The organism is Pseudoalteromonas translucida KMM 520, from assembly GCF_001465295.1.
GTDB classification, from domain to species: domain Bacteria; phylum Pseudomonadota; class Gammaproteobacteria; order Enterobacterales; family Alteromonadaceae; genus Pseudoalteromonas; species Pseudoalteromonas translucida.
The window spans coordinates 2553384-2569370 of record NZ_CP011034.1; the positions used below are offsets into that span (position 1 = coordinate 2553384).

The following is a 15987-nucleotide window of genomic DNA, read 5'->3' on the forward strand; positions in this document are numbered from 1 at the left end:
AATTAAGCCCTGCATTTATGTAGGGCTTTTGTTTTATAACTATAACTACAAATAGAATTTTATGACTCTAAATCCTCACTTGCCGTTAGTTTATCATCCTAATTACTCGTTTAGCTTTGATCCTAAACATCGCTTTGTAATGAGTAAATTTGCGCATTTATATCAGCATGTTAAGCAGTTAGGATTAGTTGGCGATAACTTAGTACAGCCGTTATTAGGTACGCCAGAGGCACTAGAATTAGTACACTGCGAAAACTATATTCACGACCTATATCATAATCAATTAGACGAAAAAGCCATGCGCCGTATTGGTCTACCTTGGTCAAAAGAGCTAATGGCGCGTACCTTTACGGCCCCGCAAGGTACACTACAAACGGCTCGCTTAGCCCTTAAACACGGTATGGCGTGCCATTTAGCAGGCGGTACACACCACGCGCATACTGATTTTGGCTCAGGCTATTGCATGGTTAACGACTTGGCTTTTACTACGCAAACGCTAATTGAGTCGGGTGAGGTTACTAATGTACTTATTTTTGATTTAGACGTACATCAAGGCGATGGCACCGCAGCTATGCTGCAACACCAGCCTTATGCTTATACCTGCTCTATTCATTGCGAAAAAAACTTTCCGTTTCGTAAATCCCCTAGCGATTTAGATATTGGCTTAACTAACAATATGCAAGACGCTGAGTATTTAGGCATAGTTGACGACACTCTGCAATTTTTACTCAAGGAGCTAAACCCCGATTTAGTGCTGTACGATGCGGGAGTTGATGTGTGGCAACAAGACGGTTTAGGTAAACTCGATATTAGCTGGCAAGGTATAGAAAAACGCGACCATCTCGTACTTAAACGCTGCCTTGAGCACAACACTCCGGTAGCTACGGTTATTGGCGGCGGTTACGACAGAGATCACCAGCGTTTAGCTCAGCGTCATGGCATTGTAGTTGAGCAAGCAGCACGTTTTTAATAGTTTTAGAGTTTTACATATTGCAGCGGCGCGTTAAAACGAAAAAAGGCTCCTCGAATATCTCAGAGCCTTTGTTAACTTTGGAATTAACTCGGTATTATTAACTAGGTGTATTTACTAGGTATGATTAAATTAACCACGACTTAAACTTAATTAAGTACGAGTAACTGCGGCGCTATGCTTTGATAATCTACCGCCATAGCAATACTAAGTGCGGTAATATTAATAATTGAAAACGCGAACACTTGACGCGCCCAGCCGCTTATATCTATATTACGACGATAGCCTCGCAGCGCCATTAACAGCCACCAAAAACTAGTAATACAAGCAACCGCCATAAAAGCAGCACCGGTATAACCACTAATAGGTAGCAGCATCACAACCAAAGCATATATGGCAATATAAAGCACAATATGGCGCTTTGCTTTATCAATACCTTGCGCTACAGGTAATACGGGAATACCCGCTGCTTGGTAATCTTTAAAGCGAAAAATAGCAATGGCGTATGAATGCGGCATTTGCCACAGGCTAAACATTACCAGTAAAATTAATGCCCCCATATCAAACTGCCCAGATACTGCGCAGTAACCAACAACCGGTGGCACAGCCCCCGATAAACTGCCAATAAAAGTGCCATAAACTGAGTTGCGCTTCATGTAAAGGCTATAAACCCCTACATAAATAAAGTAACCAAAGGCGGCAAAAAACACTGCCGCTGGAGTGGTATAAGCTATTAATAAACCAAAGCCTATAATCCCCAATACCACCCCATGGCATAAAGCAGCCATTGCAGACATTTCGCCCGTTACTGTTACCCGGGTGCGAGTACGCGCCATGGCAATATCTATATCTCGGTCAATCACATTATTAATAGCACAACCTGATGCAACCACTAGCGATAAGCCAATTAAGGTAGCAACCATTAGCCATGGGTTTATATCACCGCGGGAGGCTAGTAAAAACCCGCCTGCTACGCTGATTAAGTTACCCATAATAATACCTGGCTTAGTTACTGATAAATAACGACGAAACATCTTTAGCTCCTAATACATCATCATTGCGTTAGATTCGTAAATAATCCAAACAGATAGCCCAACCACCATAACAATAATTAGGGCACTGAATAAAAACGAGAAGGTACTTGCACGGCCATCTTCAGTAATAAAATTAAGGTGTAAAAAGTATTTTAAATGCACCCAAATTTGTACTACGGCTAGAGTAATAATGCTGTAAAGCGTGGTTGCTTTTGAAAAGTCGCCACTCATTACCATATAAAATGGTATGACGGTTAAAATTACCGACAATACAAAACCAATTAAATAACTTTTAACACTGCCGTGAGATTCATCGTGGTGATGCTCATTTTGCATTTGCTTTAAAGCATGTGTTTCGCTGTGGCTCATTACATTACTCCCATTAAATAAACGAGGGTGAATACACAAATCCACACAATATCTAAAAAGTGCCAAAACAGGCTTAAGCAGCTCAAACGCGTTACGGTTGCTTTACCTAAGCCACGTTTTGCAACTTCAATCATCATTACACTCATCCAAATTAAACCTGCGGTTACGTGTAAACCGTGCAAGCCAACTAATGAGAAAAATGATGTTAAAAAAGCGCTATGTTGCGGACCATGCCCGTTCACTATTAGGTGATGAAATTCGTAAACTTCCATACTAATAAACACCACACCTAAACAAAAAGTAACCGCTAACCATATTAAGGTCAGCGCCTTTTTTTGCCCTTGCGCGGCTATCATCGCAAAACCAAAGGTAATACTACTAATAAGCAGTGCGGCAGTTTCTACTGCTACAAAGTCGAGTTCAAAAATATCTTTACCCGATACGCCGCCAGCGGTGTTCATAAACAACACCGCGTAGGTAGCAAAAAACGAGGCAAACAATAGGCAATCGGTCATTAAGTAAAGCCAAAAACCAAAAGTAGTATTACTAGAGGTATCATGATGCGCGTGAGCATCATGATCCTGTTTGGTATTTACAATTGCAGAGTTTAACGTTACCGACTCTTGACTAACAGACAAGGTACTCATGCGTTTAGCTCCTTATCAGTGGCTAAAATAGTGGCACTTAAGTTATGTGCTTGTTCAATACGTGCTACTTCGTCGGGCTGCACATAGTAGTCAACATCGCTTGCATAACAACGTTTGATAAATATAGCTATACCTCCTACTAAACCTGCCGCAGCTAACCACCAAATATGCCAGATCATGGCAAAACAAAATGCGGTTAAACTAGCAGCCATAAGTACCCCAGCCGAAGTGTTTTTAGGCATATGAATTGGGCTGTAGCTTGTTTTACCTTGATAAGCTTGGCCTTTTTCTTTCATGTCGGTCCAGGCATCAATATCGTCAACATGCGGAATTTGGGCAAAGTTATAAGCCTGTGGCGGTGACGATGTTGACCATTCTAGCGTGTGGCCGTTCCATGGATCGCCGGTAGCATCGTCAAGTGCTTCACGATCTCTAAAGCTCACATATAATTGAATTACTTGGCAAATAATACCAAACATAATAATGACTGCGCCTGCTGCAGCTATGTATAACCAAATATTCCAATCTGGGTTGTTGGTATGATTTAAACGACGGGTCATACCTAAAAAGCCTAATACATACAGCGGCATAAACGCGACAAAAAAGCCAATAATCCAACACCAAAATGCGCCTTTACCCCAGCCTTCATTTAGCTTAAAGCCCATTGCTTTAGGGAACCAAAATGCAAAGCCCGCAAGGTAGCCAAATACCGCACCACCGATAATAGTATTATGAAAATGCGCGATTAAAAACAAACTGTTATGCAGTACGTAGTCGGCACCTGGTATTGCTAATAGCACCCCAGTCATGCCACCTACGGTAAAGGTAACCATAAAGCCAAGCGTCCATAATACAGGTACTGTTATACGTAAACGGCCACGGTAAATAGTAAATAACCAGTTAAATAACTTAACCCCGGTTGGTACGGCAATAACCATGGTCATTACCCCAAAAAACGCATTAACGTTGGCGCTCGAACCCATGGTGAAAAAGTGATGTAACCACACAATAAAGCCTAAAATAGAGATAGCACCACTGGCGTAAATCATCGACTTATAACCAAATAGACGTTTGCTGGTAAAGGTAGAAATTATTTCAGAGAACACACCAAATGCTGGCAGCACTAAAATATAAACCTCTGGATGACCCCACGCCCAAAATAGGTTGATGTACATCATGGCGTTTCCGCCCAGATCATTGGTAAAGAAGTGAAAATCAAGATAACGGTCAAGCGTTAGCATGGCCAAAACGGCAGTTAAAATAGGGAATGATGCGGCAATTAAAATATTAGCCCATGTACAGGTCCAAGTAAAAACCGGCATTTTCATTAAGCTCATACCTGGGGCACGCATTTTAAACACGGTAACTAAAAAGTTGACTGCGGTTAATAGTGTACCAAGCCCTGATATTTGCAGCGCCCATATATAATAGTCGACCCCCACCCCAGCACTAAAAGTTAGCTCCGAGAGCGGTGGATAAGCCACCCACCCGGTTTTTGCAAATTCACCAAAAATAAGTGACATATTAATTAAAATAGCGCCACTGGCAGTAAGCCAAAAGCTTAAGTTATTTAAAAATGGAAAAGCAACATCACGTGCGCCAATTTGCAATGGCACTATAATATTCATTAAACCTATCATAAATGGCATGGCCATAAAGATGATCATAATGACGCCGTGTGCGGTAAATATTTGGTCGTAATGTTCTGGTGGTAAATACCCAGGAGCGCCACTGGTAGCAAGTGCTAACTGAGCACGCATCATAATGGCATCAGAAAACCCACGAAACAGCATAATTAACGCTAATAAAATATACATTACGCCTAAGCGTTTATGATCAACCGAGGTGATCCAGTCGCGCCACAGCACGCCCCATTTTTTATACTTTGTAATAAGCCCGGCAATAATAAGCCCAGCTAATGCAATAACGGCCATGGTTACCATAATAATGGGTTCATGAAACGGAATTGCATCCATTGAAAGTTTACCTAAAAACGACATGGTTATTCCTCGCCTTGGCTGTGAGATGAGTGCGTTGAATGCTCGCCCATTGCAGGGTGCTTTTTATTCATATCGCCGTGTGCGCCCATATATTTCATCACTATGGTATGAAACAAGCCTGCTTCAACGTCGCCGTAATAAGCCACTGGGTTGTTTTCGCTCGCTTTAGCCAGCTCAACATAATTGGCGTGAGTAAGGTTATTACCTTGTGCTTTTATATCGCTTACCCATTTGTCAAAACCGGCTTGGGTAGGAGTAGCAATGGCATTAAACTTCATACCGGTAAAACCTGCACCACTGTAATTGGCCGAAAAACCTTTAAAAGTCCCCGGTTCATTGGCGATTAAATGCAGTTTGGTTTCCATGCCGGCCATTGAGTATATTTGACTCCCCAATTGCGGAATAAAAAATGAATTCATGGTGCTCTCTGAAGTGATTTTATATTCAACCGGTACATTTGCCGGAAACACCAATTCGTTTACCGTAGCAATGCCTTGCTCAGGGTAAATAAATAACCACTTCCAGTTTAGCGATACCACTTCAACAGTGAGGTGCTTGCCTTTGCCTTCAATTGGTTTATAAGGGTCTAGCGCTTGCGTAGACTGCCAAGTAATAACACCTAAAATAACAACAATAACAATAGGAACAGCCCACACAACAGCTTCAATCTTATTAGAATGAGCCCACTTTGGAGCGTAAATTTCATGAGTTTGTGTGTCTCTATATTTCCAAGCGAAATATAAAGTCATCACAATAACGGGGATCACTACCAGTAACATAAGCACAGTAGCTATGATGATTAAGTTTTTCTCATCAATGCCTATCTGCCCTTTTGGATCGAGTATCCCGCCTTTACAGCCTGACAACGCCAGTACTGTACTAGCTAAAGCAATATTACAGAGGTTACGAATTATCAAGGGACTATCCTACAAACCTAAAAGTTCTGAGGTGCTGCTTGCAAATAATGCTAAGCAACGGTTTATCGATAAAACCCAAGTTAACTGAAATTAAATTATAAAAAATAAGGGGGCTATTCAAAACCTAAAGCTCATGCCAATAAAGACCTAGCAACAAACCCAGCTTTCTAAACGCATTTATATAACGTAATAAAAGTTAACTTGGGTGAGTGGTGGTTGGCTGAAATGTGTTTAAAAAACACTGAGCTACTTTGTTTACAACAGGCTAATTATTTACAGCAAGACAAAATAATTAAACCAATAACAAGGGGTAACCTTACAGACAACCTGTAAAGCTAGGTGGAGCACGACAACCATGTGCAGCTTGCACTGGTTGGCTAACTTTAGCCTCGCTAAAAGCAAAGGCTGCTTTACGGAGGATTATTCCAGCACGACGCGCTGAAAATGTATGAAACAATAACCAACAAAGGCCAATGAGTAACTGACTTGAAATAATCGGATAAGCCAAAAATTCAGCGATTGTAAGTAATAACGGCTCTGTAACCGAGTTATCACTTAATAAGGCTTCAAGGCTAAATACATCCTCTACAGCTCCGCTTAGCAGCATTAAGGTATTAAATACGACTAATGTTATAGCCACGCACACGCCTTTTCCTGCCTTATTCAAGCGCCCACACAATGCACTCTCGCCAAAGGCAAGCTCCACATTAATATGGTTACAAGATAGTGCGTTCAAAGACATTAACCTACTTAAATGACTAATAACAAAAATAACTTAATACGCAAATAATGAAAAATAACAAATCACATCTGCTGTAAGCCTAAAATCAGCTGCTAAATACAATTAAATCCGGTTAGCACAAATTAGCTAAGTGGCAATTGATCCGCATCAATCAAACTTTCAAAACTTACTGAAAGTTCGAACGTGAGTATAACAAAGCGAGTGTGCTGTACAAGAAAAAAATTAATATTTTTTAAAAAGAGCTTTCTTTAAACTCGAGTAACATAATATCCGTGTGCATAACTGTTTGAGTTCGTATAAAAAGCAGATACTAAAAAGCCCCCAATGATTAAATATTGGGGGCTTTTTAGTACGTATATTTTAAATAAAAACACGTTACATAATTTGGTTTTCTTTCCAAACTTGCTCTTTTGCCATGCGCTGTTTGCGTTTATCACACGGATCATCGCAATCGCAGGCTTTATCAATACCTACGGCACCTAGGCCACCGCAACTGCCAGCCATAGATTTTTTTTGTACAATCATGCCCACAGCCATCGCTGCCACAATCAAAATAAGTAAAGTAAAAGTGAGAAGAAAAAGTGACATTGCTTAGCCCCTATTGTTCAGCAATAAATTAGGCTCAAACATATTTGAGCAACTGTTATTATATACCTTAGTGATTAAAATATAAACCTAAGCGTTATAAATAAGGCTTAAATGCAGGGCTTGAATATGTTATTAAACCCTCATCTGACTTTCCTATTAAATACACTGGTAAATCGTGTTTTTGTGCATAAGCTTGGGCTTTTTTCATACCCATTACAGTTAATGCCGTTGCAAGCCCGTCTGCTGTCATAGCACTTGGGTGCAATACTGTTACTGATACTAAATCGTGACGGCTGGGCATACCGGTTACTGGATCAATTAAGTGGCTGTATGTTTCACCTTCCATTTCATAAAAAATACGGTAATCGCCCGATGTAGCAATGCCATTTGTGCCTGGCGCTAAAACTCTGTGCACTTCACGCTCACCTGGCTGTGCATCTGGTTGTTCAATGGCTATTTTCCAGTCTTGATTATTGGGTTTAACACCGCTTATACGCAGCTCACCACCAATTTCTACCATATAGTTACTAATATTATGGCTTTCTAATAGTTGCGCTACCTTATCTATGCCATAACCTTTAGCGGTTGCTGAAAACGTCAGCTCTAAGCCATTAACGGTTTTAGCCAAACCTTGCTCGGTTAAAGTAAGTTTATCAACGCCAATATTTGCCAGCATTTGTGCTAAGGCTGCATCGCTTGGGCGATTAGTCGGTTTTTTATTTGGGCCAAAACCCCATAAATCAATGAGCGGCCCCATAGTAACGTCGAGTGTTTTAGTTGACTCGCCTAATCGAATTGACTCAGTAACAACCGCTCTAAAGTCTGCACTTATTGGCATAACCTGATTGGCTGGTAAGCGGTTAAAAGTATTTATTTCAGAGTCTGGGATGTACGTTGACATAGACTGATTTATATCTTGTAAAACAGCATCAACTTCCTCTTTAAGCACTACTACGTCGCGTTGAGGCTGCTCATCGTAGAATTTAATATGGTAAGTAGTGCCCATTGTTTTACCTTCTAGGTAAAAGCTCTCTGGTTGTGGTTTTTCATTACATCCACTAAGTAAAAAAATCAGCGATATTAAAAATAAGGCCATTATGCCTTGGGGAATACTTACACGATTCATCACAACCCTACTTCCATTAATTTAAGAATAAAACTTTATGAATAAAAAAGCCTCGTAACATAATATGCTACGAGGCTGATATTTTAACCAAAACTAAGTTGTTTTGATATAGATCTTGTTGACCTTTACGGGTTGAAATAGGTTCAACCCATTTAGCTATTAGCCACCGAAATCATCTAGTAAGATATTCTCGTCTTCAACACCTAAATCTTTAAGCATAGTAATAACTGCCGCGTTCATCATTGGAGGACCACACATGTAGTACTCACAATCTTCAGGGGCTTCGTGATTTTTAAGATAGTTCTCAAATAACACGTTATGGATAAAGCCTGTGTAGCCTTCCCAGTTATCTTCTGCTTGCGGATCTGAAAGCGCGGTATGCCAAACGAAGTTATCGTTTTCAGCAGCTAGGCCGTCAAAATCTTCAACATAGAACATTTCACGTCTAGAACGTGCACCATACCAAAAGCTCATCTTACGCTTAGAGTTCAAGCGTTTAAGTTGATCAAAGATATGAGAACGCATTGGCGCCATACCAGCACCACCACCAACGAAGATCATTTCTGCGTCAGTATTTTTAGCGAAGAACTCACCAAATGGACCAGAAATAGTTACTTTATCGCCTTTAGTTAGTGACCAAATGTACGAAGACATTTTACCACATGGCAGGCTTAGGTTTCTTGGCGGTGGAGCAGCAATACGCACGTTAAGCATAATGATGCCTTCTTCTTCTGGGTAGTTAGCCATTGAGTAAGCACGAATTGTTTCTTCGTCTACTTTTGACTCCAGGTCGAAGAAACCAAAATGGTTCCAATCACCACGATATTCTTCTGGAACATCGAAATCAGCATATTTAACATGATGAGCTGGCGCTTCGATTTGGATGTAACCACCCGCACGGAACGGCACTGACTCGCCATCTGGAATTTGTAGTACAAGTTCTTTAATGAACGTTGCTTTGTTATCGTTAGAGATAACTTCACAATCCCATTTTTTAACACCGAAAATTGACTCTTCAAGCTCAATTTCCATGTCGTTTTTAACATTTACCTGACACGCTAAACGACAGCCTTCACGGGCTTCACCTTTAGAAATGTGATCAAGTTCAGTTGGCAGAATATCGCCGCCACCTTCTTTAATGTGAACACGACACTGACCACAAGAGCCACCGCCACCACATGCAGAAGATACGAAAATACCTGATTCAGATAATGCACTTAAAAGCTTATTACCTGCTGAGGTCGTAATGGCTTTATCTTTATCGCCATTAATCCCAATGATGATATCGCCGCTTGCAACTAACTGAGATTTAGCACCAATGATCACTAAAACTAGTAGTACAACGATAGCGATGAAAACACCAACTCCTAAGAAAATATCAGTATAACCCATGATTTATCCTCGCTACCTTTACAGTGAAATACCAGAGAATGACATAAAGCCAAGAGCCATTAAGCCAACAGTAATAAAGGTAATACCTAAACCACGTAAGCCATCTGGAACGTCTGAATATTTCATTTTCTCACGGATACCTGCAAGTAATGTAATTGCAAGTGCCCAACCAACACCAGCGCCAATACCATAAACCACAGACTCGCCGAAGTTATAGTTACGCTCAACCATGAAAGATACCGCACCAAAAATTGCACAGTTAACTGTGATTAGTGGTAAAAATATACCTAACGCGTTGTAAAGTGCTGGGAAGAACTTATCTAATGCCATTTCCAAAATTTGCACTAGTGCTGCAATAACACCAATGAAAGTTAAGAAACGTAAAAAGCTAAGATCTGCATCTGGGTAACCAAGCCACGTAAGTGAACCCGGTGCTAACACTGCATGGTAAACTAAGTTGTTAACTGGTACCGAAATACCTAATACAACAATAACCGCTACACCTAGGCCAATTGATGTGGTTACTTTTTTAGATACTGCTAAAAAAGTACACATGCCTAAGAAGAATGATAACGCTAAGTTTTCAATAAAAACGGCTTTTACAAATAAACTAATATAATGTTCCACTGTGTGCCCCTTACGCTTTAGCTTCTACTTGGTCTTTCTTATAAGTACGTAGTACCCATATGAATAAACCAATGATGAAGAATGCACTCGGTGGTAATATCAATAGACCCATAGGTTGATACCAACCACCATTTTGTACTAATGGGATAATATCAACACCGAATAGTGAACCCTTACCAAATAGTTCACGAATGAAACCAACGGTAAGTAGTACTACTGAATAACCTAAACCGTTACCAATACCGTCAAGAAACGACATAAGTGGCGGTGACTTCATTGCGTATGCTTCAGCACGACCCATTACAATACAGTTAGTAATAATTAGACCGATAAATACCGAAAGCTCTTTTGCCGTAGCGTAAGAAAATGCTTGTAGTACTTGGTCAACAACAATTACCAAAGATGCAATAATCGTCATTTGTACAATAATACGTACTGACGATGGGATCTGGTTACGAATAGTCGAGATAAAGAAGCTAGAAAACGCGGTTACCAAGGTCAAAGCAATTGACATGATTAATGCGTTTTTTAAGCTAGATGTTACCGCTAGCGCAGAACAAATACCAAGTACTTGTAGTGCAATTGGGTTGTTAGCTAAAACCGGACCAAATAGGACCGCTTTCATTTCTTTAGTATCAGCCATTATTTCAATGCTCCTTTACGTACTTCCGCAAGGAATGGACCAAAGCCATTGTCACCAGTCCAAAAGTCAACTGTATTATCAACACCGTTAGACGTTAAAGTTGCACCCGATAGACCATCAATTTGATGCTCATTGCTAGCGCCACTTTTTACAACATCGATAGGTAATTCTTTACCTTCCCATTTTGCAGTCCACTGTGGATTTTGGATTTCGCCACCTAAACCAGGTGTTTCACCATGCTTATAAAAGATAATGTTTTTGATTGTTTCGCCATCGTTTTCAAGCGAAAGGAAACCATACATTAAGCCCCATAAACCGTAACCTTGAATAGGAACAATAATAGTGTCAACTGACCCATTATCTGCTCTAGAGATGTACACAGGTGCCTCTGTCGTTACGCGCTGAATGCCCGCAATGTCAGTAATGCCTTTTTCAGCAAGCGCAAAGCTTAGCTTAGGGTCAAATTTGCTTTTTTCAAAGTCAAATGCATTAACCTTAGCCTGAACTTCTTCGCTTGAGTCGCTTGCAAAAGACTCACCCGTTTTCATATTAACTAAGCGTACTTCGATTTTGTTGTTGAATGTTTCAGAAACATTTTCAACTTTACCGATTCCCGCTGCAACTAAGATATTACTTTGAATATCTTTCGCTTTATTAGCTTGCTGTAAAGGACGAAGCTGTACAGCAGCAAACGATACGATAATTGCACACACTAAACATAGCGCAACAACTACTGCTAACGTTTTACCGATTGATTCGTTATTACTAGACATTACGTGCCAACCTCCGTTTGATATTAGCTTGCACTACAAAGTGATCGAACAGTGGAGCAAATAAGTTAGCAAATAAGATTGCTAGCATCATGCCTTCTGGGAAAGCAGGGTTCACAACACGGATCATAACAACCATAAAACCAATAAGCGCGCCATAAGCTAACTTACCTTTATCGGTAAATGCAGCAGACACAGGGTCGGTAGCCATAAAGAACATACCAAACGCAAAACCACCTAGTACAAAGTGCCAATGCCAAGGCATAGCAAATACTGGGTTAGTCTCAGAGCCAACTGTATTTAGCAGTAATGCAGTGATTACCATACCGAAAAATACACCTAGCACTATACGCCAAGAAGCGATACGCACGTAAATAAGGAACAACCCACCTACTAATAATGCAAGTGTTGATGTTTCGCCTACAGAACCTTGAATGAAACCGTAAAACGCATTCCACCATAACTCCATGTTTGAAAAATCAAGTGTGCCAACAAACGCTTGACCAAGCATAGTCGCGCCAGAGAACGAATCTACGGCTGTCCATACTGTGTCACCTGAAATTTGTGCAGGGTATGCGAAGAATAAAAACGCACGGCCAGCTAACGCAGGGTTTAAGAAGTTACGACCTGTACCACCAAATATTTCTTTAGCGATTACAACACCAAATGTAATACCAAGCGCAACTTGCCATAAAGGAATAGTTGCTGGCAAAATAAGTGCAAATAACACTGATGTTACGAAGAAACCTTCGTTAATTTCGTGTTTACGCACTGAAGCAAATATAACTTCCCAAAAACCACCTACAGCAAAAGTAACTGCATAAATTGGTAGGAAGAAACACGCTCCGTAGAACATTTTAGCGCCCCAGCCTGCATCAGCGGTTAATTGACCGCCTAACAGTTGAAACAAATCAACTTGCCATATATTAGCTAGTTCAAAACCTTGTGCTAAAGCACCAGCGGCCTGATGACCAATATTGAACATACCAAAAAACATAGCAGGGAACGTTGCCATCCACACTAAAATCATCATGCGTTTTAGGTCGATGTTGTCACGAACGTGTGTCGCGCCTTTATTTACGTAGCCTGGTGTATAAAAAATAGTTGCTGCTGCTTCATACAGAGCATAAAACTTTTCATATTTACCACCGGCTTCAAAATTCGGCTCGATATCTTCAAGATATTTTTTTAAACCCATCTCTCTAGCCTTCCTTCTCGATCGTAGTTAAGCAATCGCGTAGGGCTACGCCATACTCGTATTTGCCCGGACAAACGAAGGTACATAACGCTAAATCTTCTTCATCTAGTTCAAGCGCGCCTAATGACATTGCACTGTCTACATCGCGTGACAATAGGTCGCGTAATAATAGAGTTGGCAAAATATCTAACGGCATTACACGCTCATAGCTACCAATTGGTACCATGGCACGTTTTGAACCACCTGTTGACGTTGTCATTTTAAATAAACGACTCGGTGCAAGGTGAGAAATAAAGGTACGCGTTACGGAAAATTTATCACTACCTGGTGCAATCCAACCAAACAATTCTTTTTCGCGACCTTCAAGTAAAACAGATACTTGAACGTGGTAACGACCTAAGAATGCATGAACACCGTTTGAAATAGAACCTGACAATACTGAACCAGAAATAACACGGTTATCACCGTCTTCTAATTCGCCAGCAACTAAATCATCCAATGAAGCACCTAATTGTGTTTTCACTAAACGAGGGTTTTTAACGCGAGGACCTGCAAGAGAAATTACACGATCAGTGTAAATTTCACCGGTAAGGAATAAGTGACCAAAGGCGATAACGTCTTGGTAACCAATATGCCAAACCTGCTTGCTAATAGATACTGCATCAAGATGATGGATATGTGTGCCAACAAGGCCAGCCGGATGCACACCACCAAACTCATGTACTTCTACTTGAGCTATAGATGAGCTAGGAACTTGGCTACCTGCTTGTTTACAAACAAATACTTTACCGTCGGTTAAACGCGACACAACAGCTAAACCCGCTTCGAATGCTTGCACATTTTCAGCAATAATTACCGCAGGATCTGCAGCAAGAGGATTAGTGTCGATTGCGGTCACAAAAATAGAGCTAGGATTTGCATCCACTGCCGCTACTTTACTGAATGGGCGAGCACGAAGTGCTGTCCATTGACCAGACTGTATAAGTACTTCTTTGGCTTTTTCACGATCTAAGCTCGAAAGCTCGGCATCAGAAAAAGTACCAAAGGTGATTTGCTCACTGCCGTTAACTTCAATAACAACAGATTGCAGTACACGTTTAGCACCACGATTAATTTCTTTTACTGTGCCAGAAGCTGGAGCAGTAAATAATACACCTGGGTTCTTTTTATCTTCAAAAAGTACCTGGCCTTTTTTCACTTGGTCATCCACACGAACATGCATGGTTGGACGCATACCGATAAATTCTTCACCTAGCACAGCTACACGTTTGACGGTAGAACCATCATGAATAACTTGCTGAGGAGCGCCCTCTATGGGTAAGTCCAGACCTTTTTTTATATTGATCATACGCACTTGCACTACATTAACGGAAAGAAACTGAAAAATCGTATCAACCACGTCGCCATATTAACTATAACAAGTTGTGTAAAACTAACTTGCTATAAATACTAAACAAGCAACGCAGTAAAACTCCTCACATATTGCTATGATTTTAACATCATTGTGCAACACTATGCGAGTGTATTTATAAAAATTATACCAGAGAAAGACTTATTTACGCTTGATGTAGCTATTTAATAAAATTCAAGCTAGACCAAAGTTGTACGTTTACTAAGAAACATTATTTTTATAAAAAAATCAGTAATAAAAAAGTCGCACTAGGCGACTTTTCAAACTGTTTTGTATAATTGATTAGTCAATCATATTAGCAATAGGCTGAACAGGGTCAACCTCTTGTTCATAATCAACGCCTTGTATACCAAAACCAAACAAACGTAAAAACTCATTATGATAACCAACATAATCGGTTAGTTCATCAATGTTACTAGTATCTACTTTATCCCAAATAGCTTGAATACGTGCTTGTACGTCATCTTCTAGCTCTTTATAGTTTTGGAATAAGTGACCGCCTTCGTCAAAACGTGGCGTGTCGCCGTATAAGTTTTCGCTAAATAACGCCTGTATTTGCTCAATAGTACCTTCGTAGGTGCCATCGGCTTTCATTACTTTAAATAAAGCAGAAATATACAAAGGCATAATAGGAATAGCCGAGCTAGCTTGTGTTACTACAGCGTTAAGTGACGATACATACGCTTCGCCATTTAAATCACTAGTAGAGGCTTTAATAGCAGCCGTTGCACGATCCAAATCTTCTTTTGCTTTACCAATCGTTGCATGCCCGTATATTGGCCATGTTAGCTCTTTACCTATGTAGGTATAAGCAGTGGTTTTGAAGTTATCGGCTAGCACATCGGCTTGCTTTAGTGCATCAATCCACATTTCCCAATCTTCACCGCCCATTACTTTAATAGTATTGTCGATATCATCTTGGTTTGCCGCTTCAACGGTTATTTCGTCAATTTCACGCTTTGAGGTATTCAGGTTTTTAGTCGTAACTGCATTACCAATTGGCTTAAGCGTAGATGAGAACACTTCACCGGTATTAGGATCGGTACGACGCGGAGACGCTAAGCTGTAAATAATTAAATCTATTTTGCCTAAATCGGCTTTAATAGTATCAATTGCTTTTTGCTTAATTTCGTTTGAAAACGCATCGCCATTAATATTTTTAGACCAAAGCCCTGCTTCATCTGCGGCATTTTGAAATGCAGCTGTATTGTACCAACCTGCAGAACCTGTTTTACGCTCAGTGCCTTCTTTTTCAAAGAAAATACCTAATGTTTTAGCACCGCCACCAAACGCCGCAGTAATACGCGATGCAAGTCCATAGCCTGTAGAGGCACCAATAACTAATACATTTTTAGGCGCATTTTTTAATGCACCTTGTTGCTTTACATAATTAATTTGTTCTTGAACATGTTCGCTACAGCCCACTGGGTGGGCATTGGTGCAGATAAATCCACGAATTTTAGGCTTAATGACCATTGATCATCCTATATCTTTACAATAAAAATTAGCGCTAGTTTAAAGGCTAATACTAAAAACACTGATCTGATCAGTTA

General features: G+C 40.4%; 16 protein-coding genes. 1 reads left to right on the top strand and 15 read right to left on the bottom strand.

The annotated features are described in order from the left end of the window. Positions 1-61: 61 nt before the first annotated feature. Entirely contained in the window at positions 62-970 is a 909-nt protein-coding gene (locus tag PTRA_RS11755; RefSeq protein ID WP_058373911.1) for a histone deacetylase family protein, read from the top strand. Between the two features lie 149 nt (positions 971-1119). On the opposite strand, the gene cyoE is transcribed toward PTRA_RS11755, so the two are convergent. The 15 genes from cyoE to fabV form a co-directional block, all read right to left on the bottom strand. Continuing rightward, entirely contained in the window at positions 1120-2004 is an 885-nt protein-coding gene (gene cyoE / locus PTRA_RS11760) for a heme o synthase (RefSeq protein WP_058373912.1), read from the bottom strand. A 9-nt stretch (positions 2005-2013) separates the two neighbouring features. Continuing rightward, a complete protein-coding gene (cyoD, locus tag PTRA_RS11765) occupies positions 2014-2373 on the bottom strand; it encodes a cytochrome o ubiquinol oxidase subunit IV (RefSeq protein WP_058373913.1) in 360 nt (119 codons plus the stop codon). Then, on the bottom strand, positions 2373-3020 hold the full coding sequence (gene cyoC / locus PTRA_RS11770; protein ID WP_058373914.1) for a cytochrome o ubiquinol oxidase subunit III: 648 nt from the start codon (positions 3018-3020) through the stop codon (positions 2373-2375). Before cyoC ends, cyoD begins: the two co-directional genes overlap by 1 nt. After that, complete coding sequence (gene cyoB / locus PTRA_RS11775) at positions 3017-5020, bottom strand: cytochrome o ubiquinol oxidase subunit I (RefSeq protein ID WP_058373915.1); 2004 nt, start codon at positions 5018-5020, stop codon at positions 3017-3019. Before cyoB ends, cyoC begins: the two co-directional genes overlap by 4 nt. Before the next feature lie 2 nt (positions 5021-5022). Continuing rightward, entirely contained in the window at positions 5023-5937 is a 915-nt protein-coding gene (gene cyoA, locus PTRA_RS11780; RefSeq protein WP_058373916.1) for a ubiquinol oxidase subunit II, read from the bottom strand. Positions 5938-6253: 316 nt separating this feature from the next. Then, complete coding sequence (locus PTRA_RS11785; RefSeq protein WP_058374594.1) at positions 6254-6673, bottom strand: hypothetical protein; 420 nt, start codon at positions 6671-6673, stop codon at positions 6254-6256. Between the two features lie 381 nt (positions 6674-7054). Next, positions 7055-7267 (bottom strand): (Na+)-NQR maturation NqrM, encoded by a 213-nt coding sequence (nqrM, locus tag PTRA_RS11790; RefSeq protein WP_011328891.1) that lies wholly within the window; start codon positions 7265-7267, stop codon positions 7055-7057. A gap of 94 nt (positions 7268-7361) precedes the next feature. Beyond that, entirely contained in the window at positions 7362-8393 is a 1032-nt protein-coding gene (locus PTRA_RS11795; RefSeq protein WP_058373917.1) for an FAD:protein FMN transferase, read from the bottom strand. Positions 8394-8552: 159 nt separating this feature from the next. Then, the gene (gene nqrF, locus PTRA_RS11800; RefSeq protein WP_058373918.1) at positions 8553-9785 is read right to left on the bottom strand and encodes an NADH:ubiquinone reductase (Na(+)-transporting) subunit F; all 1233 of its coding nucleotides are present in this window, start codon (positions 9783-9785) and stop codon (positions 8553-8555) included. Between the two features lie 18 nt (positions 9786-9803). Continuing rightward, positions 9804-10412: an NADH:ubiquinone reductase (Na(+)-transporting) subunit E gene (gene nqrE / locus PTRA_RS11805; protein ID WP_011328894.1), complete on the bottom strand. Its 609-nt coding sequence runs from the start codon at positions 10410-10412 to the stop codon at positions 9804-9806. A gap of 10 nt (positions 10413-10422) precedes the next feature. After that, entirely contained in the window at positions 10423-11055 is a 633-nt protein-coding gene (locus tag PTRA_RS11810; RefSeq protein WP_011328895.1) for an NADH:ubiquinone reductase (Na(+)-transporting) subunit D, read from the bottom strand. Continuing rightward, on the bottom strand, positions 11055-11828 hold the full coding sequence (locus tag PTRA_RS11815; protein ID WP_011328896.1) for a Na(+)-translocating NADH-quinone reductase subunit C: 774 nt from the start codon (positions 11826-11828) through the stop codon (positions 11055-11057). Before PTRA_RS11815 ends, PTRA_RS11810 begins: the two co-directional genes overlap by 1 nt. Further along, positions 11821-13023, bottom strand: coding sequence for an NADH:ubiquinone reductase (Na(+)-transporting) subunit B (locus PTRA_RS11820; protein WP_011328897.1), 1203 nt, complete (start codon positions 13021-13023; stop codon positions 11821-11823). The genes PTRA_RS11815 and PTRA_RS11820 overlap by 8 nt, the downstream gene beginning before the upstream one ends. Before the next feature lie 4 nt (positions 13024-13027). Beyond that, positions 13028-14371: a Na(+)-translocating NADH-quinone reductase subunit A gene (locus tag PTRA_RS11825; protein ID WP_058373919.1), complete on the bottom strand. Its 1344-nt coding sequence runs from the start codon at positions 14369-14371 to the stop codon at positions 13028-13030. A gap of 345 nt (positions 14372-14716) precedes the next feature. Then, positions 14717-15910, bottom strand: coding sequence for an enoyl-ACP reductase FabV (gene fabV, locus PTRA_RS11830; protein ID WP_058373920.1), 1194 nt, complete (start codon positions 15908-15910; stop codon positions 14717-14719). Between the last annotated feature and the right edge of the window lie 77 nt (positions 15911-15987).

What these genes read in the sequence shown, in the direction of transcription:
- PTRA_RS11820 (WP_011328897.1), bottom strand. Translation starts at nt 13,023, where the DNA reads ATGGGTTTAAAAAAATATCTTGAAGATATCGAGCCGAATTTTGAAGCC.
- fabV (WP_058373920.1), bottom strand. Translation starts at nt 15,910, where the DNA reads ATGGTCATTAAGCCTAAAATTCGTGGATTTATCTGCACCAATGCCCAC.
- cyoB (WP_058373915.1), bottom strand. Translation starts at nt 5,020, where the DNA reads ATGTCGTTTTTAGGTAAACTTTCAATGGATGCAATTCCGTTTCATGAA.
- PTRA_RS11825 (WP_058373919.1), bottom strand. Translation starts at nt 14,371, where the DNA reads ATGATCAATATAAAAAAAGGTCTGGACTTACCCATAGAGGGCGCTCCT.
- cyoE (WP_058373912.1), bottom strand. Translation starts at nt 2,004, where the DNA reads ATGTTTCGTCGTTATTTATCAGTAACTAAGCCAGGTATTATTATGGGT.
- PTRA_RS11815 (WP_011328896.1), bottom strand. Translation starts at nt 11,828, where the DNA reads ATGTCTAGTAATAACGAATCAATCGGTAAAACGTTAGCAGTAGTTGTT.
- nqrM (WP_011328891.1), bottom strand. Translation starts at nt 7,267, where the DNA reads ATGTCACTTTTTCTTCTCACTTTTACTTTACTTATTTTGATTGTGGCA.
- PTRA_RS11810 (WP_011328895.1), bottom strand. Translation starts at nt 11,055, where the DNA reads ATGGCTGATACTAAAGAAATGAAAGCGGTCCTATTTGGTCCGGTTTTA.
- PTRA_RS11755 (WP_058373911.1), top strand. Translation starts at nt 62, where the DNA reads ATGACTCTAAATCCTCACTTGCCGTTAGTTTATCATCCTAATTACTCG.
- cyoD (WP_058373913.1), bottom strand. Translation starts at nt 2,373, where the DNA reads ATGAGCCACAGCGAAACACATGCTTTAAAGCAAATGCAAAATGAGCAT.
- cyoC (WP_058373914.1), bottom strand. Translation starts at nt 3,020, where the DNA reads ATGAGTACCTTGTCTGTTAGTCAAGAGTCGGTAACGTTAAACTCTGCA.
- PTRA_RS11795 (WP_058373917.1), bottom strand. Translation starts at nt 8,393, where the DNA reads ATGAATCGTGTAAGTATTCCCCAAGGCATAATGGCCTTATTTTTAATA.
- nqrF (WP_058373918.1), bottom strand. Translation starts at nt 9,785, where the DNA reads ATGGGTTATACTGATATTTTCTTAGGAGTTGGTGTTTTCATCGCTATC.